The sequence below is a fragment of the Clostridium mucosae genome (genome assembly GCF_024622765.1).
Lineage (GTDB): Bacteria > Bacillota > Clostridia > Clostridiales > Clostridiaceae > Clostridium.
In genome coordinates, this window is sequence record NZ_JANKAF010000001.1 from 490,170 (window position 1) to 515,975 (window position 25,806).

Sequence of the window (25,806 nt, forward strand, 5' to 3'; positions counted from 1 at the left end):
TCCTCTAATGAAATTATATTTTAATTTTTTGAACGCAAAAAAACGACACATATGATTTGTTTGTACCGTAATCAGATTTACGTGCAAAGCACCACATGTGTCGTTATCTCAAGTTCTATTTAATTATTTTTGTATTATAATATTTTTTTTTGTGAAAAGTCAAATAATAGGTATCATTTACAATAATACTTCTGGGTAAAATTTTTATTGTCTTCTTTTTTTAGTTGAGTCATAATGCCAGATACGTTGTTTTTAATAAATTTAATATTTAAATACAAATGTTCAAATCAATAAACAGTTTAAAATGTCGAACTATTTATATTTACAATACTATTTATTTCTTTCATAGCCAATAGATAAATTTTACATAATTGTGATATTATATATACATAAAATGTAATTAATTGAAATTAGTAGATTAAAATAATAAAGATTAGTCTGCAAAATGCGGCATCAAATATCGAGTAAAATGATTATAGAAAGTTTATTATTAATTTGAGGTGAGAGGTTATGGATTGGGTAGATAAATTAAATGAATCAATAAACTATATAGAAGAAAACCTTACAGGTGATATATCGTATGAGATTATTTCTAAAATTGCAGGATGTTCTGTTTATAATTTTCAAAGAATGTTTTCGTATATAGCAGACAAGCCGTTATCTGAATACATAAGAAATAGAAGGTTAACTATGGCGGCTTTTGACTTATTAAACAATTCAGCAAGAATAATTGATATTTCTTTAAAGTATGGATACGAATCTCAAGATGCATTTACACGAGCTTTTAAAAATTTTCATGGGGTATTGCCTTCAAAGGTTAGAAATGAAACAGTCCAATTAAAGTCCTGTCCGAAGCTTTCATTCAAAATAAAAATTAAAGGAGAAAATCATATGAATTATCAAATTGAACAATGGCCTGCATTTAAAGTAATGGGGATATCTAAGAAAGTCAAAACTGATGAAGCTTTCAAAGTAGTTCCTAATATTTGGGGAGATGCTTGGAAAGATGGCACTATGAAGAGATTTTTAGAGAATTTTCCTGGATATAGGCCATCAGGATTTTTAGGAATTGCACAAGGAGGAGAGTGGGGAGAGTCAGAATACATGGAATATATTATAGGTGTAACAAATCACGTTGATACATCAGACTGCGAATACGTTCCAGTACTTGAAGGTATGAAAGATTTTTCTTACCCAGCTGCAACGTGGGCAATTTTTGAAGCAAATGGGGACTTAGCAGCTAGAATAGAAGAAATTTATAAACAAATTTATACTGAATGGCTTCCAAGTTCAGGATATGAGCTAGCCAATCTTCCTGTTATTGAATGCTATATGCAAGACAATAAACAAGAGGTTTGGATGGCTGTTATAAAAAAATAATAAAAACTAAAATTGGTAATGAGTCTAGATTTTTATTTAATGCAATTAGATGGTTAATTAAAATAATATAAGAGTAAAAATAAATAAAAATTATAATTGATGTAAATAAGTATGCAAAATAAAATTAAAATGTTTTGCATACTTATTTTTATTGTATTTAGAATGAATTTTAATACAGCTTCTTATATAATTAAGTTATAAGACTAATTAAAGGAATCGTATCTTATAATTAGTAATGAATTTTATAACTTAATTTTTTAGGAGAGTTATTATGAATTATATTTTTATGGGAGAAAGCTATATATCAGCTTTTACAAATTCAATTAATGCTGAATCACACAAACATTATATGCTTCAATTATTTATGAGTTATAAAGATAATTTAAATATAAATATAAAAGGAAAAAATATATCTTGCAAATGTATAATTGTAAATACTGATGTAGAACATCGTTTTTATTCAGATAACATTATTCATTTTACAATGCTTATAGATGCAACATCGGATATTGCTCAAGAATTTAGAAGTAAATACTTGTTTGAAGAAGATTATTATATTCTTGATTGTGAAGAAGTTACTTTATTTCAAGAAACACTTCAACAAGTAATAAAAAACTTGAATATGGAAAAATATATTGAATTTACTTTTTTACTATTTAGTATCTTAGGAATAAAAGTAAATGAAAGAATTAAGTACGATGATAGAATTATTGAGATATTAAAGGCTATGGATAATTATGATTATGAAATAAACTCATTAGAAGAGTTTTCTAAAATTGTTTCATTATCTGAAAGTAGAGTATCTCATTTATTCAAGGAAAATGTAGGAATACCTCTTAAAAGCTACATTGTGTTATGCAAATTGAAAAGAGCCTACATGTATTTATTGGAAAGTGGGAATATAACAGATGCAGCAATGAAATCAGGATTTGATAGCCCATCACATTTTGCATATACAAGTAAGAAGTTAACGGGAATGTCAGCTAAAAATATTCGTAAAGATAGCGTATTTTTGAAAGTGTATAATTGCAAAATAGAATAAAATATAGCTAATAAATGAAATGGAGGCTATATTTTATGATGAGATATTTAGAAGAAACTAAACTTTTAAACTTTTCTGCAAGTTGTATAAGTAGTTTAATAGAAAAAGAAAAATGGATTAAGCTAAGTGATTATGATAAAATTCTTAAAATATATAATTATGTAAGGGATGATATTGAATTTGGATATAATGAAGATGACGCTATCTCAGCTTCAAAAGTTTTAGAAGATGGTTATGGACAATGTAATACAAAAGGTATTTTACTTATGGCTTTATTCCGTGCTGTAGGTATTAAATGTAGAATTCATGGTTTTACTATAGACAAATCATTACAAAAAGGAGCTATGGAGGGATTTTATTATGAGCTTGCACCTAAAGAAATAGTCCATAGTTGGGTTGAGGTTTATTATAATTCTAAATGGTATAACTTAGAAGGCTTTATTTTGGATATAAAATATTTAAATAATCTACAAAGTAAATTTTCAAGTTGTACAAACTCTTTTTGTGGATATGGAGTTGCAACAGATAATTTTAAAAATCCTATTATTTATTGGAATGAAAATGATACCTATATACAAAAGGAAGGTATAGTAAGAGATTTCGGTATATTCGATAATCCAGATGAATTTTTAAAAAGGCATTATCAAGCAATTAGTCCTATAAAAAAAGTTTATTTATAAAAATTTTATAAGACATTTGATGAATAGAAATATTATCAAAATTAGAAATTTTAAGAATTAAAGAACTATAATTTATTTAATTAGTATCTATATTTTCAAGCAAGAGAATAATAGATACTTTTCATTTTCTATAAATGAATTTTTAAACAATAAAAATCAAATCTAACCTTGACTTTCTTTGACCTTAGTTTTATAATTAAATTGTAAAAAGAAATAGTAAATAAATTTAATTTACTATAAAAATAATTTCAAACTATAATTTTAATATTAAAGGAGGTTTTTAGTATGTTTGAAATGGTTCCTTGGAAGAAAAATAATTATGTACAAAGAAAAGGAGATGATTTTGAAAACATGGTAAATAATTTCTTTAATGATGATTTCTTTAATTCATTTAGTATTGCTCCTTTTGGTCTAGTGAAAAATAATTTTTCTGTAGACTTAAAAGAAACAGACAATGAGTATATCATTGAAGCTGATTTACCAGGAGTTGATAAAAAAGATATTGATATAAATTATAGTGATGGATACTTAACTATTTCTGCTAAGAGAAACAGTTTCGTAGAAGATAAAAAGGATAATTACGTAAGGCAAGAAAGAAGTTACGGAGAATTCAAGAGAAGCTTTTATGTAGATAATATTGAAGATGATAAGATAGATGCAAATTTTGATAATGGAGTTCTTAAAATAAATTTACATAAGTTAAATAAAGAACTTTCCAATATTAAGAAAATAGAAGTTAAATAGTATATACTATAATTAACAATCAAAAAAGTTCTATAAAATAACCACAGTTATTTATAGAACTTTTTTGATTTTATTAAATTGATATGAGCTTATTAAATTGATATGAGCTTATGAAGTCAGATCATATATGTAAGATGAAATTTAAATTACAGATTTAATAATAAACTTTATAAATTAGGTAAAAATACATTTTCACCGAGTGGAAGATCAGAATTGGGTAAATTATTAATAGATATTAAAAATTTTATAATATCATCGGTCCTGTATTCAGGATAGTTTGTTTTAGCTAGTTTATACCAAGTGTCTCCAGCTATAACTTTATATAATCTTCCATTTGCAAGCGCTTTGTCTGGTAAGTTAATAAAAGAACCGATTTCTAGATTGTCTAAATCTACTTGTGGGTTAAGCAACTTTAAATGTTTAACCCCAGTCGTATAGTTACAGGTACCTTCATAAGTTCTTAGGATTTTACTTATAGTATCTCCAGATTGAACTTTATATGTAGAAGTTGTTAAATTTGATTTATAAGAATCTATTGAAATAGACTTAAAAGCATTTTGGGTTATTTCTGTATCACCTGATGATGGTTTAGTTGAGTCTGATGGGATGGTATCTTTTTCGGCTGGGTTAGTATCTCCATTTTCATTATTACTATTATCATTTGGATGTTGCAAATAATCATCTGAAGATACTTCAGTATCAGCTTTTTTAAAGTTAATTCTTTGAGGATTATTTAAAGTGTATTTATCATCAGTTTCTAAATTTAAAATAGAATTACTATTAACTTTTGTTTGTTGTGTAGATTTAGAATATATTTGATAAACTAGCAAGCATGTAGGTAAAAAAAGTACAAGAGATAGAATTAGTATTCGTTTTTTTCTTTCCAAAATATTGGCCTCCCGTTAATAATCTATCTTGATTATTAACTAAAATAATTTATAATATTCAAACTAAATACATAAATAAATATTCATTCAAAAAAATTATACATTAAATAATATATTGCAATTAACTTTCAAAATATAATATAATTGTATGTACAATATATGAAAGGTAGTTAAGGCATGGATAAAAAAATAAAATACATTGAAATATTTGAATTTTATAAAGATAAAATATCATCAGGAGAAATAAAGGAAAATGAAAAGCTACCAACAGAACAAGAAATTGGGCAAATTTTTTCTGTAAGTAGGCATACAGTAAGGCAATCTATAGTAGAACTAGAAAAAGAAGGCTATATTTATAGAGAAAAAAGCAAAGGTGCTTATGCTAAAAAATTAGATAAATTAAAAAAGACACATAGTAAGCTTGTTATAGTAATAACTACATATATATCTGAGTATATATTCCCATATTTAATTAAAGGTATTCAGGAAGCATTAAATGAAAATGGTTATGATATATTATTGTTAAATACTAATAATGAAAAGGCTAAGGAAAGAGAGCAATTAAAAAAGCTATTAGAATATGATGTTGCTGGAGCAATAATTGAACCAACAGCAAGTGCCTTAGGAAATACTAATGAAGATTACTACGCAGAAATAGATAAAAACAATATACCTTATCTTATGATAAATGCAACATATGATAAGGAAAACCAATCTTATGTTATAATGGATGATAAAAAGGGAACTTATACACTTTGTGATTATTTAATTAATTTAGGTCATAAAAAAATAGCTGGAATTTTTAAAGAAGATGATATACAGGGGTTAGAGCGTAAAAAGGGTTATTTAAAAGCATTAGAAAAAAATAAAATAGAAATTGATAGTACAATAATAGGGAATTTTAAAACTTACGAAGAAGATTTTTATGTATATGCTTTTGCAAAGAACCTATTAAGTAGAGGGGATAGACCAACAGCAGTTGTATGTTATAATGATAAAACAGCCATAAAAGTAATTAAAGTGGCTAAAGAACTAGGCTTAAAAATACCAGAAGATTTATCCATTGTAGGTTACGATAATGACGAAACTATTTCTGAAATATTAGATTATGGTATAACTACTATAAACCATCCTAAAGAAAAAATGGGAAAAAAAGCAGCAGAAATTCTAGTTTCATTAATAAACAAGGAAAAAGATAAAGCAAATTATATATATGATCCAGAAATAGTTAAAAAGGATAGTGTCAGAAAAATATAAATATTGAATCATAAATAGAAGTATGTATTAACAAAGTGTTAAACATACTTTTTTTATTTAAAATATAATTTTCTGAAAAATGCAAAAATATGTTACTTTTAAATGTTTACAATATAAATTTTATTTGCTATCATTTAATTGTACGTAACATTTATAATAAATATATAATTATACGTACTGATGGGTAGTGTTTTAAATGTTTTATATTTTGTATGTAAAATGGAGGGGAATTTATGAGTAAATATTCTATAGGAGTTGACTATGGTAGTGAATCTGCAAGAGCATTACTACTTAATGTTAGTACAGGAGAAGAAGTTGTTTCAGAAATGATGACTTATCCTCATATTGTTATGACAGAAAAACTTCCTTGTGGTAAAAAATTAGAGCCTTTCTGGGCTTTGCAACATCCAAAGGATTATATGGATGTATTGGAATACATTATTCCAAAGATAATTGAGAAATCAGGTGTAAAAGCAGAAGATATTATAGGTCTTGGAATTGATTTTACAGCATGTACAATATTACCTATGAAAAAGGATGGAACTCCTCTTTGTTATTTGGATGAATTCAAAAGTAATCCTCATGCTTATGTTAAGCTATGGAAGCATCATGCAGCTCAAGATGAAGCAAATAAGTTAAATGAAATAGCAAATAATATGGGTGAAAAATTTATAAGTCGATATGGAGGAAAGATATCATCTGAATGGTTTATTCCAAAGGTATGGCAAGTGCTAAATGAAGATTCAAAGGTTTATGAAGCAACAGATAAATTCATAGAAGCTACAGATTGGGTAATAATGCAACTTACAGGTAAAGAAACCAGAAATAGTTGCACAGCTGGATATAAAGCAGTTTGGCATAAGCAAGAAGGATTTCCAAGAAAAGAGTTTTTAAAAGCATTAGATCCAAGATTAGAAAATTTATTTGAAGATAAATATGATTGTGAAGTTACTAGTTTAGGAGAAAGAGCAGGAGAGTTAACTGAAGAAATGGCTAAAAAACTTAAACTAAAGACTGGAATGCCAATAGCAATAGCTAATGTAGATGCTCATGTTGCTGTGCCAGCTATGGGAGTTACAGAGCCAGGAAAAATGGTTATGATTATGGGAACTTCAACATGTAGTATGGTTTTATCAGATAAAGAAGTAGTTGTACCAGGAATTTGTGGTTATGTAGAAGATGGAATAATACCAGGTCTTTATGGATATGAAGCTGGACAATCAGCTGTAGGAGATATCTTTGCATGGTTTGTTAATAGTTGTGTGCCACAATCATATATAGAGGAAGCGGACAAGCTAGGATTAAATATACATCAATATTTAACTATGAAAGCAGAAAAGTTAAATCCAGGAGATTCAGGTCTTTTAGCTTTAGATTGGTTAAATGGTAATAGAACAGTTTTAGTTGATACAGATTTAACTGGATTTATATTAGGCTTAAATTTAAATACGAAGCCAGAAGAAATTTATAGAGCCTTAATTGAATCAACAGCTTATGGACATAAAAAAATAGTAGATACTTTTAATGAATATGGTGTTGAAATAAATGAGCTATATACTTGTGGGGGATTACCACAAAAAAATAGAATGTTAGTTCAAATTTATGCTGATGTAACAAATCTTCCAATTAGAATTTCTAAATCCACTCAAACACCAGCATTAGGCTCAGCTATGTTTGGAGCAGTTGTAGCTGGGAAAGAAAATGGCGGATTTGACTCAATACATGAAGCAGCAAAAGTAATTCCAAGATTACTAGATGAAGTAATAACTCCTATACCAGAAAATGTAGAAATTTATTCGAAAATTTACGCTCATTATGATAGATTACACGATTACTTCGGCAGGGGTGAAAACGATGTGATGAAAGATCTAAAGAAAATGAGAAAACTTTAGGAGGTAACTATGTTAGAAGCATTAAAAAAGGAAGTTTTTGAAGCTAATTTAGCTTTAGTTAAAAATAATTTAGTTGTTTTAACATGGGGAAATGTTAGTGGAATCGACAGAGAAAATGGATTAATTGTTATAAAACCAAGTGGAGTAAGCTATGAAAAAATGAAAGAAGAGGATATGGTAGTTGTAGATTTAGAGGGAAATATAGTTGAAGGAAATTTAAGACCTTCATCAGATACAATTACTCATGTAGAGCTTTATAAAAGGTTTCCTAATTTAGGAGGGATAGTTCATACTCATTCCACATTTGCAACATCATGGGCACAAGCAAAAAGAGATATTCCTTCATATGGAACAACTCATGCAGATACTTTCTATGGATCAGTTCCATGCACTAGAATGTTATCAAATAATGAAATAAAAACTGAATATGAAAGAAATACAGGATTTGTAATAATTGAAACTTTAGAATCAAGAAATATAGAAGTTTTAAGTATTCCAGGAATAATAGTTGGAAGTCATGGGCCTTTTTCTTGGGGAGAGACTCCAAGTAAAGCAGTATCAAATTCAGTAGTCTTAGAGGAAATTGCTAAAATGGCACTTATAACTGAAAACTTAAATAATCATGTAACTCCAATAAATAAGGAACTTCAAGATAAGCATTACTTTAGAAAACATGGTGAAAATGCATACTACGGACAAAAGTAGTCAACACAATAGATAAATGGATAAGTATTTATTAACAAGTGATTGAATTAAAAAGTTTTTAAGCTATTTTAATAGGACATAAAATAATTAATTTAAAGTAGAATTTAGGAGGGGTTAATATGTTAAGAGTTAAAGAATATAGTTTTTGGTTTGTAACAGGAAGTCAAGATTTGTATGGCGAAGAAACATTAAAGCAAGTTGCTGTAGATTCTCAAAAAATTGTAGAAGGATTAAATGAAGTTGATAGCATTAAATACAATATAATTTATAAGCCAACAGTTAGAAATGCTAAGGAAATATATGATGTTTGCTTAGCAGCAAATAATGATGAAAATTGTGCAGGAATAATTACATGGATGCATACATTTTCACCAGCTAAAATGTGGATTAGAGGTTTATCAATCTTAAATAAACCACAACTTCACTTCCACACACAATTTAACAGAGATATACCATGGGATACTATGGATATGGATTTTATGAATTTGAATCAATCTGCACATGGAGATAGAGAATTTGGATTTATAAATGCGAGAATGGGAAACAAGAGAAAGGTTATAGTTGGACATTGGCAAGATGAAGAAGTTCATAAAGATATAAATAAGTGGATGTCTGTTGCTGCTGCATTTGTTGAAGGCCAAAATATAAAAATAGCAAGATTTGATGATAATATGAGAAATGTTGCTGTAACTGAAGGGGATAAGGTTGAAGCTGCAATAAAACTTGGATGGACTTGTGATGCTTTTGGGATTGGTGATTTAGTTGAGGAAATAGAAAAGGTTACTTCTAATGAAGTAGAAGAATTAATTAAGATTTATGAAGAAAAATATGATTTTTGTGAAGAAGGAAAAGTAGAAGGCAGTGTTAGAAATGCTATAAAATATCAAGCTAAGGTTGAAGTTGCATTAAGAAGATTCCTAGAAAAAGGCGATTATACAGCGTTTACTACCAACTTCCAAGTACTACATGGAATGGAACAATTACCTGGACTTGCAGTACAAAGACTCATGGAAGATGGATATGGATTTGGAGGAGAAGGGGACTGGAAAACTGCTGGATTAGTAAGGTTAATGAAGATAATGTCAAATAATATTGGAACATCATTTATGGAAGACTATACTTATCATTTTGAGCCAGGAAATGAAATGATATTAGGTGCTCATATGCTAGAAGTTTGTCCAACGGTTGCTGCAAACAAGCCAAAAATAGATGTAAAACCTTTATCAATTGGAGATAAAAATGATCCAGCTAGACTTATATTTAGTGGCCAATCAGGAAAAGCTGTATGTGCTTCATTAATAGATTTAGGCGGAAGAATGAGATTAATAATAAATGAAGTAAATGCTAAGGAAGTAGAAAAAGATTTACCAAACCTTCCTGTTGCAAGAGTTTTATGGACTCCAGAGCCATCATTGAAAGTTGGAGCTGAAGCTTGGATACTAGCTGGTGGAGCTCATCATACTTCATTTTCATATGTAGTTGATGCAGAATCATTATGTTATCTTGCAGATATGTATGGCTTAGAAGCAGTTGTAATAGGGGAAAATACTAATATAAGAGATTTCTCAAATGAATTGAAATGGAATAGCATTTATTGGATGTTAAATAAATAATGAATTGATGTTGAAACAATTCAAAATCAAGATGAATTTAAAGTTAACGTAAAAATTAAGATTAATATAAATATAAAAATATACGATTCAAGAAAGGGTAACTAAAAGGTGAGGAAATGGCTAAATATATAATAAATACTGACAAAAAGATTTCAAAAATAAATAAGGAGATATATGGACATTTTTCTGAGCATTTAGGAAGATGCATTTATGAAGGAATATATGTTGGAGAAAACTCTGATATACCTAATACAAATGGTATGAGAACAGATGTTGTACAAGCTTTAAAAGAAATGAAAATACCAGTTTTAAGATGGCCAGGTGGTTGTTTTGCAGATGAGTATCACTGGAAGGACGGAATTGGGCCAAAAGAAAAAAGAAAAAAACTTATAAATACTCACTGGGGTGGAACAATTGAAGACAATAGTTTTGGAACACATGAATTTATGGAGCTATGTAGGCAACTTGAATGTGAACCCTATATAAATGGAAATTTAGGTAGTGGTACAGTTCAAGAAATGTCAGAATGGATAGAATACCTAACTTTTAATGGTGTATCTCCAATGGCTGATATTAGAAAAGAAAATGGACATGAGGAAGCTTGGAAGGTTAAATATTTTGGAGTAGGAAATGAAAATTGGGGTTGTGGTGGAAATATGACTCCAGATTTCTATGCAAATATGTATAGAAGATATCAAACTTATTGTAGAAATTATCCTGGAAACAAATTATATAAAATAGCTTGTGGTCCAAATGACAATAATTATAATTGGACAGAAGAGGTAATGAAAATAGCTGGCAATTTTATGGATGGTTTAAGTTTGCATTATTATACTTTCCCTGGAGGATGGTCTGATAAAGGTAGCGCTAGAGAATTTGATAATGAAACCTGGTATAAAACATTGAAAAAAACTCTTAAAATAGATGAGTTTATAAAAAATCATATAAATATAATGAATAAATACGATAAAGAAGAACGAGTTGGTTTAATTGTAGATGAATGGGGGAGTTGGTATGATGTTGAACCAGGAACTAATCCAGGATTTTTATATCAACAAAATACAATGAGAGATGCCCTTATTGCTGGTATTAACTTAAATATTTTCAACAAAAATTCAAAAAGAGTAAAAATGGCTAATATAGCTCAACTTGTAAATGTACTACAATCTGTTATTTTAACAGAAGGCGAAAATATGGTATTAACACCAACATATCACGTCTTTAATATGTATAAAGATCATCAAGAAGCAACTCTTTTAGAAAGTTATATTGAAACTAAAGAAATAGGATTAGAAGAAGATAATTTAGTACCTAATTTACATGAATCAGCTTCAATAGATAAAGATGGCAGAATAATATTTACTATTAATAACTTATCCATAACTGATGATTATAAAGTGGAAACAGAATTATTAGGTAAAAAACCTACAAATATTACTGCAAATATATTAACTAATGAAATGACAGCTTGCAATACATTTGAAAATCCAAATGTAGTTAATGTTGAAGAATTTAATAATTTTATAGTAACAGAAAAAGGATTAAACTTCACAATTCCAAAATGTAGCGTTATGAGATTTATTATTGAATAATATGAGTAAAACATTTTGCAGACGATGTCTTATGGATGAAGTTTTAAGTAAAGAAGAATATGTTCATATGAAAGAATATATTTCTGCAATAGATGATTATATTAAGGCTAGCGAAGAAGAGTATAAAAGAAGATTAAATATATGCAAAGAATGTGATTCATTAATAAATGGAATGTGTAAATTGTGCGGATGTTTCGTTGAAATTAGAGCTGCTGTTAAAAAGAATTATTGTCCTAACAAAAATAAATATTGGTAAAATAGTAGGCTTGTAAAAATATGAAATAGGCAAAGTAGAGATATTTTAGAAATAAGAAATAAAAAATAATATCAATTTAAGTACTAAAAGTATAAGAATTGATATTATTTTTTATATTAAAAACTATTAAAAGTTGAGAGGTTAATATATGAGTAAAATAAAGTTGTTAAATGGAATATTTAAAGAATCAGAAAGTAAGGGAAAGGAATACTTACTTTATTTAGATGTTGATAGATTGTTAGCACCATGTTATGAAGCAATTGGATTAGAGCCTAAAAATAAAAGATATGGTGGTTGGGAAGAAAGAGAAATAAGCGGTCATTCACTTGGTCATTATCTTTCAGCACTATCATATATGTATGTAGCAACGGAAGATGAAAAAATTAAAAGAAAGTTAGATTATGCAATAGATGAGCTAGGATATTTACAAGATATAGAAAAGAGTGGATATGTAAGTGGTTTTAAGAAAGATTGCTTTGATAAGGTTTTTAGTAAGAATTTTAATGTAACAAGATTTGATTTAGGTGGCAGTTGGGTTCCGTGGTATAGTATCCATAAAATTTATGCAGGTCTTTTAGATTCATATAAGCTAACAAATAATAAAAAAGCCTTAGATATATTAATAAAGTTATCAAATTGGGCAAAAAAAGGATTGGACAATTTAACAGAAGAAGAATTTGATAAAATGCTTTATTGTGAGCATGGCGGAATGTGCGAAGTTATGGGAGAGTTATATGAAATAACTAAAAATGAGGATTACTTAAAATTAGCAATAAGATTTATAGATAAGGAAATTATATATCCTCTTATAGATGAAAAAGATGAACTTGAAGGTAAACATGCTAATACTCAAATACCTAAAATTCTTGGAATTGCAAAGCTTTATGATATTACAAAAGAAGAAAAATATAGAAAAGCTAGTGAATATTTTTGGAATATAGTTACAAGTAAAAGGTCATATGTTATTGGAGGAAATAGCATAGATGAACATTTTGGAAAAATAGGAAGTGAAACTTTAGGGGTTACAACAGCTGAAACTTGTAACACTTACAATATGTTAAAACTTACAGAATATTTATATAAGTGGAATCATGACACTAAATATATGGATTATTATGAAAAAGCATTATATAATCATATACTTGCATCACAAGATCCAATAAGTGGAATGAAAACATACTTTGTATCAACAAAACCAGGCCATTTTAAGGTTTATTGTTCACCAGATAACTCCTTTTGGTGTTGTACAGGAACTGGCATGGAAAACCCAGGTAAGTATACAGGGAATATATATTACGTAGATGATAATAACGTATATATAAATTTATTTGTTGCTTCTAACATAGAATTAGAAGATAAAAATGTAAAAATAAAGCAAATTACAGATTTTCCGAAAGAAGAAAAAACAAAGATTATAATAGAAGAAACAAATGATTTAATGTATGAAATAAAAATAAGAATTCCTTATTGGTTAAATGGAGATATTAAAGTTTCTCTTAATAATGATGAAATAAATTATAAAAAAGAGGAAGGATACATTTCTATAAGTAAGCTATGGAAAAAAGGTGATGTTTTAAATATTAATTTAAATATGAATTTGCACATTTATACATCAAGAGAAGATAAAAATAAAATTTGCTTTATGTATGGACCATTAGTTTTAGCAGGAACATTTGGTAGAGAAAATTTCCCAGAAACTGATATATTAGAAGATCACTTAAAATTGAATCACTATAAATGTATAGATGTACCTATGATAATAAGTGAAGATAATAAGCTTCTGGAAAATATTACGAAAATAGAAGATCAAAGCTTAGAGTTTAAACTAAATTTTAATAATGGAAATATCAATAATTTTGTGAAATTAAAGCCATTTTATGATATTCACCATGAAAGATATAGTATTTACTTTACTAAAATGACTAAAAGTGAATATGAAAACAAAGGATTATTTAGCTATAATGAATTATTAGAAAGTATAACTATAGATAAAATTAATTTTAACGAGCAGCAAATGGAAATAGAACATAAACTAAGTACTAAAAATTCAATTTCAGGTTATTCTTTAGAATATAGCATGGGATATAGAGAAGCACTAGATAAGGGACATTTTAGCTTTTTATTAGAAGCAGGATTAGAAGATGAGCTATATTTATATTTAAATAAATTAAATCAAGATAAAACGTCATTTGATATTTATTTAGAAGATAAATTGTTAGAAAAAGAAATTATTGAAAATGAAGAAAAGAATGGTGTATCATATTACCTTTACCATATTCCAAAGGAGATTATAAAAGAAAAAATAGAAATAAAAATAAAAGCAAGAGGAAATTTATCAACGGGAAAGATATTTTCAGCTAGACTAACAAGTGGAAGAATGTAAGTTAATAGGAAGTGTCGAATCAGTTTGTAAAGAATGATACATCAAGATATTGTTATCTATTTTTATCTTTTAATGCTCTAGCATAATATGCTGGTTATAAATATGAGAATAGCTTTATTAATATTTTTATATCTATATACTAATACTATCCTATATAATTAAATTTTAATTTAATTTTTTATGTGTAAATTTAATATTATATCTTTTTTATCAAAAGTTTCTAATTTTATAAATTAGATATATAATAAATATACATTAATAAAGTATCTAGGAGGTCAAAAATGAATATAGATAGTAAGATAAAAATGAATACTGGCACTGAAATTTATCAATTTGGATTAGGGGTTTGGCAAAGTGGTCCTGAAACTAAAGAAGCTGTTCTTGCTGCATTAAAATCAGGATATAGACATATTGATACTGCAGCAGTATATAAAAATGAAGAAGCTGTAGGAGAAGCGATAAGAGAAAGTGGAATTCCAAGAGAAGAGTTGTTTATAACAACAAAGCTATGGAATCAAGATATGAGAGATCATAAGGTAATGGAAGCTTTTGAATTAAGTTTAAAGAAACTTGGTTTAGATTATGTAGATTTATACTTAATACATTGGCCAGTTAAAAATGAATATATACCTTCATATAAAATAATGGAAGAAATCTATAGAAGTGGTAGAGCAAAAGCTATTGGAGTATCAAACTTTAAAACTCATCACCTTCAAGATTTACTAGATAATACAGAAATTGTTCCAGCAGTAAATCAAATGGAGTTTAATCCTCAAATGCAAGATTATGATATTTTAGAAATGTGCAGGGAAAAAGGAATAGTTTTTGAAGCTTGGTCACCACTTGGTTCAGGAGAGTGCCTTGATGATAAAGAAATAATAGAAATAGGTAAAAAATACAACAAGTCAGCAGCTCAAGTTATTATTAGATGGTTATTACAAAAAGGAATAGTAGTTTTCCCTAAATCAGTGCATGAATCAAGAATAAAAGAAAACGCAGATGTATTTGATTTTGACTTAACAAGTGAAGATATGAAATTAATAGATGGAATGAATAGAAATTTAAGAACTGGTGCTGATCCTGATAACTTTGATTTTTAATATATTTAGAAGAGTTTAGTTAGAAGTGTTCATATATTATGATTAAAATAAATTAAATACTATAGAGAAAATGTATTCAAGCATACTATTACTATCAGAAAATGTTAAAGTTAATGAAGTAGAAGTCTATTTTATAAATAAAGCAACATAGACTTAATATCTTTATTTTTAAAATAGGTATATAGTGAATTATTTGTAATTTGATTTGCCTTTTATTTGAAATATATACTAAAGTTTTTAAAAAGTTTATATATAATGAATATTATATAGGCTTAAATGAATATCATATAGGCTTAAATGAATATCATATAGTAATAATATGAATGGGAGAGATAAAAATGATCAATGTAGATACCAAGTTCAATAATTTATTAAAGAAGAATATTAAGGAAAAAGAAAGGGTAGATATAGAAATAGTAAAATTTAATGAGAAAAAGATAGAAATTACAAAAGATATTGAGGAAATTAATGTTGTATTAGATTATTTTAAAAATCAAAGTTTAATAAATAAAGAAGAGGATAATATTAAAAATTTAATATTAAAACGTTATATAAGTTTAGGATCTGTTAAGGATGTTATAGAAGAGTTGTGTCCTCCAGAGTTTGGAAAAGAAGGAGCAAGAGATTTAAGAAAATATAGTTATTCAGAAGTTATGAAAATATTGGATGAGGATAATAGTTGCGATGAATACTTAACTAAAGTTGCTAGAATAGTAAGAAAATATAATAGTAAATAAGTAAATAAAAAATTCTATGTTGGTTAAACAATATAGAATTTTTTCGTTGTAATAAATAAAAATATTGAGTTATATAAACTTATAAAAATGTATAAATCTAAACTTATAAATAGTAATATATTTTGACAATCTTCTAAACTACTGATAAAGTTAAGAAGCATATAGTTTAATGAAAGAGGTATTAGTTATGGAAAAGAGTTTTGAAAATCTAAAAATAAACGAAAAAATAATTAGTGGATTAAATGCTATGGGAATAAAGGAACCTACTGAAATACAAGAAAAAATTATTCCATTAGCCCTAGAAAAGACAAATTTAATTGGGCAATCAGAGACAGGTACAGGAAAAACCCTAGCATATCTTTTACCTATAATTGAAAACATAGATATAAATAAAAAAGAAATGCAATGTATAATATTAGCACCAACTCATGAATTAGCTATTCAAATAAATAATACTATAAATGAAGTAAAAAAAGCATCAGGTTTAGAAATAACTTCTACACCTTTAATTGGAAGTGCTAATATAAAGAGACAAATAGATAATTTAAAAGCAAAGCCACATATTTTAGTAGGATCATCAGGAAGAATATTAGAATTAATAAGGAAAAAGAAAGTAACTGCTCACACAATAAAAACTATTGTAATTGATGAAGTAGATAAGCTTTTAGATAAAAATAATCTTCCTACTGTAAAAGATATAATAAAAGTTACACCAAAGCTAACTCAAGTTATGATGTTTTCAGCTACATTAAATGGTAAAACTTTAGATATTGCTAAAACTTTAGCAGAAGACATAAAAGTAGTATCAGTTAAGAATAACAAAGTTAATGAGAATATTAATCATAATTACATAAAGACTGATAGTAGAAAGAAAGTTGAAACTTTAAGAAAACTTTTAAATGCCTTAAAATCTCCAAAGGTTTTAGTATTTAATAATGATAGTTATACTACTAACACAGCTGTTGAATATTTATCATTTAACAATGTTAAAGTAGCAGCTATTGGTGGAAATGGAAAGATGGAAGATAGAAAAAGAGCTTTAGAGAACTTTAGAAAAGGTAAAATTAATGTTTTAATTGCTTCTGATATAGCAGCTAGAGGTTTAGATATAAAAGGAATAACTCATGTTGTTAATTTTGATATCCCAGAAGATTCTAAAGACTATCTACATAGAGCAGGTAGAGTTGGAAGAGCAGGAGAAACTGGTGAAGTAATTTCTTTAGTTGATGATAAAGAAGAAAAAATAATTAAAATGCATGAAAAGAGTTTTAAAATAAACATTCCAGAAAGAATTCTTTATAGAGGAAATATAGAATAGTAATTACTTAATTAAGGGGCTGCCGCATAAAGCAAGCTAATGCAAAATGAAGAATGTGAAATTTTGTATTTTCAATTGTGCGGCTGCTCTTTTTTATTTATTAACTAAATATAAGCAATATCAATATTATGATATAACACATCAAAATTTTATGTTGACTATTCATGTATATATGCTAAAATAAATATTAATTTAAATAAAGATACATTAAATACCTTCGTATAACCCTAATAATATGGTTTAGGGGTTTCTACCAAGAGCCAAAAATTCTTGATTACGAAGAAATCATTTTATTTGTGATTTCTTCGTAATCAAGAATTTTTTTATATCTAAATATATTTAAATTAATAATATATTGTTGATTTAATCTAAAACTAAAGTAGTTTGTTTGTATATTGAGAAGATTATTTTTTACATATATAAGAATTTTAAGGAGGACTAATTTTATGGATATTAATAACTTACCTAAAATAGAGCTTCACTGTCATTTAGATGGTAGCTTAAGAGTTGAAACGGTTATAGAGCTTGCTAAAAAAGAAAATATTCTATTAGACAGTTATGATTATGATTACGTTAAAAATTTATTAACTATTGCAGAGGATTGTAATTCTTTAGATGAATATTTAAAGAGGTTTGATTTACCTAATGAAGTTCTGCAAACAAAAGAAAATTTAAGAAGGGCATCTTATGAGTTGTTAGAAGATGCTGCAAAAGAAAATATTAAATATATAGAAGTTAGGTTTGCACCAATATTTCATACAAAAAAAGGACTAGCTTTAGAAGAAATTATAGAAAGTGTTATAGACGGCATAAAAGATGCTGAAAATAAGTATGATATAAAAGGTAATGTAATAATTTCTTGTATTAGAGGATTAGATTTAAATCATGTATATGAATCTATAAGAGCAGGAGAAAAATACCTTGGAAAAGGTGTTGTAGCAATAGATTTAGCATCATCTGAAAAAGAAGATTTTGCTTATGAATATATAGAAGCAATGAAAATTGCAAAGGAAAAGGGATTTAGAATTACAATCCATGCAGGAGAAACTGGATTCGGTAAAAATGTAAGAGATTCCATAAATCTTTTAGGAGCGGAAAGAATAGGACATGGAGTATTTATATATAATGATGAAGAAGCATATAATCTAGTAAAAGAAAATGGAATAACATTAGAAATGTGCCCCAAAAGTAATGTAGATACAAAAGCTGTAAATTCATATGAGGATCATCCTATATATAAATATCATAAAGATAATATTAAAGTTAATCTTAGTACGGATAATAGAACAGTTTCTAATATAAATTTAAATGAAGAAACAAGCAAATTAATTGAAACATTTAAAGTAAATCTAGATGAATACAAAGAAATTTATATAAATAGTGTTAATGCGGCTTTTTGTGATGATGAAACAAAAGCAATGCTTTTAGCAATATAATTAAGTGCCCAAGGGGATATACCCCTTGGGCATTTATTATTAGACTAAGGAAGTTATTAATTTGATTTGAAGTTAAAATCAATAATGTTCACTTATGTAATTGGAAATATAATCAACTATTAATTACTCAAAATATTAATATAATAAGTATTATAGGAATAAATGATTCAAATACCAAGATACTTTTAAAATATAGGAAAAGGATATAGATTATGAGAGCATATAAGATAAAAATAGAATTAAGAGATAGTGAACCATTGATATATAGAAGAGTTATAGTTCCTTCTAATATTAGTTTTGAAAAATTGCATAATATAATTCAGATTTCCATGGGATGGAGAAATAGTTATTTATATGATTTTAATATTAAAGAAGAAAATTTAAGAGTTACTTGTGATAAAGAAGCAATATCTGAATATGAACTTTATTCTAAATTAAAGTTAAATGAAAAAAATGATCCTCATGGATTTATAAAGAATATGCTTAAAATTAAACCTAAACTTAGTAGTGAAGTTAATGTAGATTATTATTTAACTAAAAGTAAAAAAATTGAATATGTATACGATTTTGGCGATTACTGGAAACATGATATTATTGTAGAAGAAATAATTGAAGATTATTATATAAATGATTATCCTAAATGCATTGAAGCAGAAGGAAATTGTCCACCTGAAGATATCGGAGGAATAGAAGAATATATGGAATTTTTAGAAGTAATTAATGACAAAAACCATCCTGATTATGAAAATGTAGCCTTATGGGCAAGTAAACAAAATTATAAAGAAGGTTTTGATATTGAAAGTGTTAATATCCTTATGAAAGAAATAAATAATCTTTAAATTAAATCTAATTTTATATTAATTAATTAAATGCACTAAGTTTACTTCTTAGTGTATTTTTATATTAAAACAAAATTTTTATATAAAGATAATCCTTTATATACCAAATACTAACATGGTAAAATAAGGTGTAAGGTAATATTACACAAATATAAAGGAGAATGTATGAGTGAAAAAATATATAATGTTTTAAATACTATTTTTATTATCATAATATTAATATTGTTTATCTTAACAACAATTAATAAAGACATCTTCAATATAATACCTCAAATAATACTTTTATTTTCAGGAATTTCTTCTGTTATAAATGGTAAATTTAAATATAAAAAATACTCTAGAGTATCATTTAAGGAGCAATTTATATTAGGTATATGTGTAACTATATTAGCTATAGTTTATTTAACTGGTACAACAATATCTATATTTCAATAAAGATTAGCTAATAGAGAATTAAATATAATAGTTCGAGTGAGAATAAAATTTTGCATATTTTAAATTTATAAATGTAATTTTTTTATCAGGGAATACTACTCTTAAATAATGCTTAGATAGGAGAATACTTATGATAGTAAGACTTGGATATGTTGCTATTTCAAACATATTAGGCAAAAAGGTAACAAGCTCTAGTACTGTTACTTTTGCAAATTATAATAAAATTACATCAGAAGAAAAGAGATTAGAAAAGTTAAAAACTGTGGCTTTATCAAATTTAAATGCATTACAAGAATTATTAAAATATAACATAAAAAATAATATACATTTTTATAGAATAACATCAGCATTAATTCCTTTAGTAACTCATCCTGAAGTTGGATATTGGGGACATAGAGAAATATTAAAAAAAGATTTTGAATATGTTGGGAAGCTGATAAAGGATTCTAATATGAGAGTCGATACTCATCCAGATGAATTTAATGTTATAAATAGCAGTAATACTAAAGTTGTTCAAAATACATTAATAAACTTAATGAGACAAGTAGAGTGGTTTGAAGACATGAATTATAAGCAAGGTAAAATGGTAATTCATGTAGGTGGAGCAACTGGAGGAAAAGAAGCAGCAATAGATAGATTTATTAATAACTTTAATGAATTTCCTAAAAATCTAAGAGACAAATTAATTATAGAAAATGATGATAAAACATATACAGCTAAAGAAACCTTAAAATTATGCAAAATATTAAATATACCTATGGTTTTAGATATTCATCATCATAATTGTAATAATGATGGTGATGACATTGCAAATATTTTAGGTGATATATTAAGAACTTGGGATAATGAAAGCTTGCCACCTAAGATGCATTTTTCATCTCCCAAAGATACAACTTTAATTGATAAAATTGATAAGAAGCATGCTGATTTTATTAATCCATATACTTTTGTGGAATTTCTAGAAATTTTAAAATTATTTGATAGAGATATAGATATAATGTTAGAATGTAAAGAAAAAGATGTTGCTCTATTTAAATTAGTTGATGATATAAGAGAAATTAAGCCTAAATATAAATGGATTGATGAAACTACTTTAAAGATATAAGTTATATAAGCTTACAATATAAAAAAATTTATATTGTAAATAACATATTTAATAAATGGGGGTGAGTAATATTTTAATATCTTTAATTTTTTTTATAATATTATTAATATATCTTATATGTAGAGTTATGCAACATGATATGGAAGATAAAAAACTAATGTTCATATCTATTTTTACCTTTTTAACAGGAATAAGTATCTCATCTCTAGTTTCAAATGGTGATGATAACTTTAGCTTTTTTGCAAAGCTAATAGCATCTATATTTATGGTTTATGGTTTTATTTCAGGAATACAGTTTTTAAGAAGAAAAAACTAAATTAATTATACTAATTAAAATAACTATGCAAAAATAATCACTTCATTATTTTTGCATAGTTATTTTAATATTTATATAGAAAACTACAGTTATATTTTAAGGAATTTAGAATTATAAATTTAAGTTTTATTATATTAATAAAAATATATAACTACAATACATTTTATAGTACAGTTTCATCTATAACATACGAATATTTATATATGAGAAAATCAAAAACGTCTGAAACATATAGAATAATATCATTAAGGTATATACAATATCAAAATGAAATGATGTTTCTTTAATTCTATTTAAAATAGCATTAAACATAATACAGGATAATTTTTGAAATTTTAATGTGTGTTTTAAATGCAATTATATACTAAAGATTTATAATAAGGAGGACTATTCATGAATAAAGTTAAGTACAAACTAATTATTGTTACGATGTTTATATCTCTAGTAACAGCTTTAATCATAACTGCTACTATGACTTTTAAAAACATCCAAAGTAATAGCAAATTATTATCTATTCAAAAAGAAAGTTTAAATGAAGATTATGATCAAAGAATAAAGGAGCAAGTAGAAATTGCTATTTCCATGATAGATGGACTTAATGAAAAAATTAAAACTGGAGTACTTACAGTTGATGAAGCTAAAAAACAAAGTGCAGAGTTACTAAGAAATTTAAAATTTGGTGAAGAGGGTTATTTCTGGGCAGATACTGTAGAAGGAGTAAATGTTGTATATTTAGGAACTGATACTGAATGGAAAAATAGACTTAATGATAAAGATGCTAAAGGAAATTATATGATAAAAGATATAATTGAAAATGGTAAAAAAGAAGAGGGAGGATATACTGAATATTGGTTTCCTAAAGTGGGAGAAAGTGAGGCATCTCCTAAAAGAAGCTATAGTAAGCTTTATAAACCATTTAATTGGGTAATAGGAACAGGAAATTACATAGATGATATTGATGAAATAATAGATGCTAGAGAAGCTATAGTAAAACAAGATTTAGTAAATAGTATAGTTATTAATATATTTTTACTAGCAGGTTCACTATTAATAGCTATAATTTTAGCTTTTATTTTAAGTAAGCAAATAACCAATCCACTTATAAGAATAAAAGATTTTGCCATTAGACTATCTTCTTATGATTTTAGCCATTCAATTGACTTTAAAAGTAAAGATGAATTTGGAGAAACTGCAAATGCATTAAATAAAGCACAGGAAAATGTAAGTAACTTAGTAAAATTAATTATTGAGGATTCTGAAAATATAGGAGCTTCGTCAGAAGAACTTTCAGCAACAGTAGAAGAACTATTTTCTAAAATTGTTATAATTGATGAAGCTGTTGATACTATTGCTTCTGGAATACAGGAGTCTGGAGCTGTAACAGAAGAAATAAGCGCATCAATTGAAGAAGTTGATGCAAGTATAAATATATTATCTGCTAAATCTATGGATGGAAGCAATATATCAAATGCTGCAAAGAAAAGGGCTATAGAAGTTAAAGATAGTAGTAAAAAAGCAATTGAAGAAACAAGAGAAGTATATACTCAAAAGAAAGAAAAGATGGAAAAAGCAATTGAAGATGGTAAAGTTGTAGAAAGTATAAAAGTTATGGCAGATACTATAGGAAGTATAGCTGAGCAAACTAATTTACTTGCATTAAATGCAGCTATTGAAGCAGCAAGAGCAGGGGAACAAGGAAAAGGTTTTGCAGTTGTTGCAGATGAAGTAAGAAAATTAGCTGAACAGTCAGCTGAATCAGTGAAAAATATTAAAGAAACTATTTTAAAAGTACAACATGCATTTAAAAGTAGCATTGAAGCAGGAAATGATATACTAGAGTTTGTTAACACTAATGTAAATTTACAATTAGATGCATATGGTGAAACAGGTAATAAGTATCATGACGATTCTGAATTTGTAAGCCAAATGTCTGATGAAATTGCTGCTATGTCTGAAGAAATAACAGCTACAGTTGGACAAGTTAGTGATGCTGTACAAAACATGGCTGCATCTTCACAAGAATCTAGCGAAAAGGCAGAAGATATTAGAGAAAGCATGAGAGAAACTACAAAGGCAATTGAGCAAGTTGCACAAACAGCTCAAAATCAAGCAGAATTTGCTCAAAAACTAAATGAAATGGTTCAAAAATTTAACATATAGATAATTAAAATGAACTAGCCTACTTGCTTGGGGCTAGTTCATTATTTTTTATAATATATACTAAAAAATATATTGTGTATTATATTTACATGATATCAAAATAATGTAAAATGTAATTAAGGGCGCTTAGTTATTTTATTTATTTTGGAGGTGATATTTATAGAATCTTAAGATATATATCTAAAAGATAAATATTAATCGTGATAGACAGAAGATAAATAATTTTAAAAGGTATGTATAAGGGGAAGGGATAATATGTATAAAAATTTCAAGAAAATCTTATCACTGTTTATTGCTACACTAATAATAATGACTATTACGCCAAGTTCAAAATTTAAAGCTGATACCAATATAGCTGGTAATGGAAGATTACTTGTTGGATATTGGCATAATTTTGATAACGGAGCTGGGATTGTTAAAATAAGAGATGTAGATCCAGCATGGGATATAATAAATGTTTCATTTGGAGAGACATATACAGATAGAGCAGTTGTAGAGCTACATCCAGTTTATGATGAAAAGGAATTCATAGCCGATATCGATTATGTACAAAGTAAAGGTAAGAAAGTAGTTTTATCTTTAGGTGGTGCAGAAGGTACAATTCAAGTTCCAACAGATGCAGCAAGAGAAAAATTTATGACATCACTTACAGGTTTAATAGACAAATATGGATTTGATGGAATAGATATTGATCTTGAAGGTGGAAGTGGAATGATACTTCAACCTGGAGATACAGATCTTAAAAATCCTACTACGCCTCAAATAGTTAACTTCATTAAGATTATCAAGGACTTAGTAAAAAAATATGGAGACAATTTCATTATAAGTATGGCTCCAGAATTATCATATGTTCAAGGTGGTAATACTGGTTATGCAACTAATTGGGGGGCATATCTTCCACTTATAGATGCAGTAAGAAATGAACTTGATTATTTACAAGTTCAACACTATAACTGTGGAGGAAATATGGCCCTTGATGGAATTACCTATAATCAAGGAACAGCAGATTTTCAAGTTGCTATGGTAGAAATGCTATTACAAGGATTCCAAACAAGAGCATCAAAAAATAGCTTCTTTGCTCCATTAAAGCAAGAGCAAGTAGTAATTGGTGTTCCAGCTTCACAAAAAGGAACATTAAATCCAAATTCAGGCTATATTCCACCAACAGAAATGCTTAAAGCTTTAAATTATTTAATAAAAGGACAATCCTATGGTGGTTCTTATAAAATGATAGGAGAGAAATATCCAAATCTTAGAGGAATAATGGCTTGGTCAATAAATTGGGATAACGTAAACAATAAAGAATTTGTTAAGAGCTATAGACCATTTTTTGATTCATTATCTGAAGTAGTTCCAGAAAAACCATCACTAAAAGCGGCATCAGTTAAAGCATCAGCAGTTGCTAATAAAAGCTACTCATTAGCTATTAATGTGCCAGCTTATAATACTGCAACATCATATGAGCTATTTGAAAATGGCAAATCTATAGCAACAGGTGCATTAACATCAGGATTAACATCTGTTCAAACAGTTAAAAAGGATTTTACGAATAAGGCTTATGGAACTTATACTTACTCAGTAACAGTAAAAGATGCAGCTGGTGTATCTGTAACTTCAGCAAACTGCGTAGTAGAAGTTAAAGAAGTTGAAGTACCATCAGTACAAGAATGGCAATCAGGAGTTAGTTACAAATTAGGAGATAAGGTAACTTATCAAGGAAAAACTTATGAGTGTATATATGCTCACACATCACATATGGGATGGTTACCAGGAACAGTTCCTACTTTATGGAAACAATTATAAAGTTGCCAAAATAATAAAAAATATATAAATAAAGTTTTATACAAAGTAGCTAATTATAATTTTATAGTTAGCTACTTTTCTATTATGTAAATTTTCAAAGTAATTTTATTAATAAATCATATTAAC

At 27.0% G+C, this 25,806-nt stretch carries 22 protein-coding genes and 1 riboswitch; of the genes, 21 read left to right on the forward strand and 1 reads right to left on the reverse strand.

Annotated features, from left to right (window positions below; genetic code table 11):
• Positions 1-510 precede the first annotated feature (510 nt).
• The 4 genes from NSA50_RS02550 to hsp18 all read left to right on the forward strand — a co-directional run bounded on the left by NSA50_RS02550 (position 511) and on the right by hsp18 (position 3,846).
• On the forward strand, positions 511-1,380 hold the full coding sequence (locus tag NSA50_RS02550) for an AraC family transcriptional regulator (RefSeq protein WP_195265739.1): 870 nt from the start codon (positions 511-513) through the stop codon (positions 1,378-1,380).
• A 271-nt stretch (positions 1,381-1,651) separates the two neighbouring features.
• The gene (locus NSA50_RS02555) at positions 1,652-2,422 is read left to right on the forward strand and encodes a helix-turn-helix transcriptional regulator (protein ID WP_195265737.1); all 771 of its coding nucleotides are present in this window, start codon (positions 1,652-1,654) and stop codon (positions 2,420-2,422) included.
• Between the two features lie 35 nt (positions 2,423-2,457).
• Positions 2,458-3,102 (forward strand): transglutaminase-like domain-containing protein, encoded by a 645-nt coding sequence (locus NSA50_RS02560; protein ID WP_458339755.1) that lies wholly within the window; start codon positions 2,458-2,460, stop codon positions 3,100-3,102.
• Positions 3,103-3,387: 285 nt separating this feature from the next.
• Complete coding sequence (gene hsp18 / locus NSA50_RS02565; RefSeq protein WP_257442705.1) at positions 3,388-3,846, forward strand: heat shock protein Hsp18; 459 nt, start codon at positions 3,388-3,390, stop codon at positions 3,844-3,846.
• Between the two features lie 167 nt (positions 3,847-4,013).
• Here the strand turns inward: hsp18 and NSA50_RS02570 are convergent, their stop codons facing one another.
• Positions 4,014-4,733: a LysM peptidoglycan-binding domain-containing protein gene (locus NSA50_RS02570; protein WP_257442708.1), complete on the reverse strand. Its 720-nt coding sequence runs from the start codon at positions 4,731-4,733 to the stop codon at positions 4,014-4,016.
• 177 nt (positions 4,734-4,910) lie between these two features.
• Between NSA50_RS02570 and NSA50_RS02575 the strand changes: the two genes are divergently transcribed.
• From NSA50_RS02575 to NSA50_RS02655, 17 genes are all read left to right on the forward strand, one after another.
• The gene (locus NSA50_RS02575) at positions 4,911-5,990 is read left to right on the forward strand and encodes a GntR family transcriptional regulator (protein ID WP_195265731.1); all 1,080 of its coding nucleotides are present in this window, start codon (positions 4,911-4,913) and stop codon (positions 5,988-5,990) included.
• 233 nt (positions 5,991-6,223) lie between these two features.
• Positions 6,224-7,882, forward strand: coding sequence for a ribulokinase (locus NSA50_RS02580; protein WP_257442710.1), 1,659 nt, complete (start codon positions 6,224-6,226; stop codon positions 7,880-7,882).
• A gap of 9 nt (positions 7,883-7,891) precedes the next feature.
• The gene (locus NSA50_RS02585) at positions 7,892-8,587 is read left to right on the forward strand and encodes an L-ribulose-5-phosphate 4-epimerase (RefSeq protein ID WP_195265727.1); all 696 of its coding nucleotides are present in this window, start codon (positions 7,892-7,894) and stop codon (positions 8,585-8,587) included.
• Positions 8,588-8,706: 119 nt separating this feature from the next.
• Entirely contained in the window at positions 8,707-10,200 is a 1,494-nt protein-coding gene (araA, locus tag NSA50_RS02590; protein WP_257442714.1) for an L-arabinose isomerase, read from the forward strand.
• Between the two features lie 116 nt (positions 10,201-10,316).
• On the forward strand, positions 10,317-11,792 hold the full coding sequence (locus NSA50_RS02595; RefSeq protein WP_195265723.1) for an alpha-N-arabinofuranosidase: 1,476 nt from the start codon (positions 10,317-10,319) through the stop codon (positions 11,790-11,792).
• Between the two features lies 1 nt (position 11,793).
• Entirely contained in the window at positions 11,794-12,048 is a 255-nt protein-coding gene (locus NSA50_RS02600; protein WP_195265721.1) for a DUF6171 family protein, read from the forward strand.
• Between the two features lie 148 nt (positions 12,049-12,196).
• Entirely contained in the window at positions 12,197-14,431 is a 2,235-nt protein-coding gene (locus NSA50_RS02605; protein WP_257442719.1) for a glycoside hydrolase family 127 protein, read from the forward strand.
• A 281-nt stretch (positions 14,432-14,712) separates the two neighbouring features.
• Positions 14,713-15,531: an aldo/keto reductase gene (locus tag NSA50_RS02610; RefSeq protein ID WP_257442721.1), complete on the forward strand. Its 819-nt coding sequence runs from the start codon at positions 14,713-14,715 to the stop codon at positions 15,529-15,531.
• A gap of 338 nt (positions 15,532-15,869) precedes the next feature.
• Positions 15,870-16,268: a hypothetical protein gene (locus NSA50_RS02615; RefSeq protein WP_257442723.1), complete on the forward strand. Its 399-nt coding sequence runs from the start codon at positions 15,870-15,872 to the stop codon at positions 16,266-16,268.
• A gap of 187 nt (positions 16,269-16,455) precedes the next feature.
• Positions 16,456-17,586 carry a DEAD/DEAH box helicase gene (locus NSA50_RS02620; RefSeq protein WP_257442726.1) on the forward strand — a complete coding sequence of 377 codons (1,131 nt, stop codon included), beginning with the start codon at positions 16,456-16,458 and terminating at the stop codon, positions 17,584-17,586.
• A gap of 197 nt (positions 17,587-17,783) precedes the next feature.
• Positions 17,784-17,883, forward strand: a riboswitch (purine riboswitch).
• 149 nt (positions 17,884-18,032) lie between these two features.
• Positions 18,033-19,022 carry an adenosine deaminase gene (add, locus tag NSA50_RS02625; RefSeq protein ID WP_257442728.1) on the forward strand — a complete coding sequence of 330 codons (990 nt, stop codon included), beginning with the start codon at positions 18,033-18,035 and terminating at the stop codon, positions 19,020-19,022.
• Positions 19,023-19,234: 212 nt separating this feature from the next.
• A complete protein-coding gene (locus NSA50_RS02630) occupies positions 19,235-19,861 on the forward strand; it encodes a plasmid pRiA4b ORF-3 family protein (protein WP_257442730.1) in 627 nt (208 codons plus the stop codon).
• A gap of 165 nt (positions 19,862-20,026) precedes the next feature.
• Positions 20,027-20,296, forward strand: coding sequence for a hypothetical protein (locus NSA50_RS02635; RefSeq protein ID WP_257442732.1), 270 nt, complete (start codon positions 20,027-20,029; stop codon positions 20,294-20,296).
• Between the two features lie 130 nt (positions 20,297-20,426).
• Positions 20,427-21,401 (forward strand): UV DNA damage repair endonuclease UvsE, encoded by a 975-nt coding sequence (gene uvsE / locus NSA50_RS02640; protein ID WP_257442734.1) that lies wholly within the window; start codon positions 20,427-20,429, stop codon positions 21,399-21,401.
• 139 nt (positions 21,402-21,540) lie between these two features.
• Positions 21,541-21,717: a hypothetical protein gene (locus NSA50_RS02645; protein WP_195430325.1), complete on the forward strand. Its 177-nt coding sequence runs from the start codon at positions 21,541-21,543 to the stop codon at positions 21,715-21,717.
• Positions 21,718-22,110: 393 nt separating this feature from the next.
• Positions 22,111-23,877 (forward strand): methyl-accepting chemotaxis protein, encoded by a 1,767-nt coding sequence (locus NSA50_RS02650; protein WP_257442740.1) that lies wholly within the window; start codon positions 22,111-22,113, stop codon positions 23,875-23,877.
• 255 nt (positions 23,878-24,132) lie between these two features.
• The gene (locus NSA50_RS02655; RefSeq protein ID WP_257442741.1) at positions 24,133-25,680 is read left to right on the forward strand and encodes a carbohydrate-binding protein; all 1,548 of its coding nucleotides are present in this window, start codon (positions 24,133-24,135) and stop codon (positions 25,678-25,680) included.
• The last annotated feature ends 126 nt before the right edge of the window (positions 25,681-25,806 follow it).

What these genes read in the sequence shown, in the direction of transcription:
- NSA50_RS02550 (WP_195265739.1), top strand. Translation starts at nt 511, where the DNA reads ATGGATTGGGTAGATAAATTAAATGAATCAATAAACTATATAGAAGAA.
- NSA50_RS02555 (WP_195265737.1), top strand. Translation starts at nt 1,652, where the DNA reads ATGAATTATATTTTTATGGGAGAAAGCTATATATCAGCTTTTACAAAT.
- NSA50_RS02560 (WP_458339755.1), top strand. Translation starts at nt 2,458, where the DNA reads ATGATGAGATATTTAGAAGAAACTAAACTTTTAAACTTTTCTGCAAGT.
- hsp18 (WP_257442705.1), top strand. Translation starts at nt 3,388, where the DNA reads ATGTTTGAAATGGTTCCTTGGAAGAAAAATAATTATGTACAAAGAAAA.
- NSA50_RS02575 (WP_195265731.1), top strand. Translation starts at nt 4,911, where the DNA reads ATGGATAAAAAAATAAAATACATTGAAATATTTGAATTTTATAAAGAT.
- NSA50_RS02580 (WP_257442710.1), top strand. Translation starts at nt 6,224, where the DNA reads ATGAGTAAATATTCTATAGGAGTTGACTATGGTAGTGAATCTGCAAGA.
- NSA50_RS02585 (WP_195265727.1), top strand. Translation starts at nt 7,892, where the DNA reads ATGTTAGAAGCATTAAAAAAGGAAGTTTTTGAAGCTAATTTAGCTTTA.
- araA (WP_257442714.1), top strand. Translation starts at nt 8,707, where the DNA reads ATGTTAAGAGTTAAAGAATATAGTTTTTGGTTTGTAACAGGAAGTCAA.
- NSA50_RS02595 (WP_195265723.1), top strand. Translation starts at nt 10,317, where the DNA reads ATGGCTAAATATATAATAAATACTGACAAAAAGATTTCAAAAATAAAT.
- NSA50_RS02600 (WP_195265721.1), top strand. Translation starts at nt 11,794, where the DNA reads ATGAGTAAAACATTTTGCAGACGATGTCTTATGGATGAAGTTTTAAGT.
- NSA50_RS02605 (WP_257442719.1), top strand. Translation starts at nt 12,197, where the DNA reads ATGAGTAAAATAAAGTTGTTAAATGGAATATTTAAAGAATCAGAAAGT.
- NSA50_RS02610 (WP_257442721.1), top strand. Translation starts at nt 14,713, where the DNA reads ATGAATATAGATAGTAAGATAAAAATGAATACTGGCACTGAAATTTAT.
- NSA50_RS02615 (WP_257442723.1), top strand. Translation starts at nt 15,870, where the DNA reads ATGATCAATGTAGATACCAAGTTCAATAATTTATTAAAGAAGAATATT.
- NSA50_RS02620 (WP_257442726.1), top strand. Translation starts at nt 16,456, where the DNA reads ATGGAAAAGAGTTTTGAAAATCTAAAAATAAACGAAAAAATAATTAGT.
- add (WP_257442728.1), top strand. Translation starts at nt 18,033, where the DNA reads ATGGATATTAATAACTTACCTAAAATAGAGCTTCACTGTCATTTAGAT.
- NSA50_RS02630 (WP_257442730.1), top strand. Translation starts at nt 19,235, where the DNA reads ATGAGAGCATATAAGATAAAAATAGAATTAAGAGATAGTGAACCATTG.
- NSA50_RS02635 (WP_257442732.1), top strand. Translation starts at nt 20,027, where the DNA reads ATGAGTGAAAAAATATATAATGTTTTAAATACTATTTTTATTATCATA.
- uvsE (WP_257442734.1), top strand. Translation starts at nt 20,427, where the DNA reads ATGATAGTAAGACTTGGATATGTTGCTATTTCAAACATATTAGGCAAA.
- NSA50_RS02645 (WP_195430325.1), top strand. Translation starts at nt 21,541, where the DNA reads ATGGAAGATAAAAAACTAATGTTCATATCTATTTTTACCTTTTTAACA.
- NSA50_RS02650 (WP_257442740.1), top strand. Translation starts at nt 22,111, where the DNA reads ATGAATAAAGTTAAGTACAAACTAATTATTGTTACGATGTTTATATCT.
- NSA50_RS02655 (WP_257442741.1), top strand. Translation starts at nt 24,133, where the DNA reads ATGTATAAAAATTTCAAGAAAATCTTATCACTGTTTATTGCTACACTA.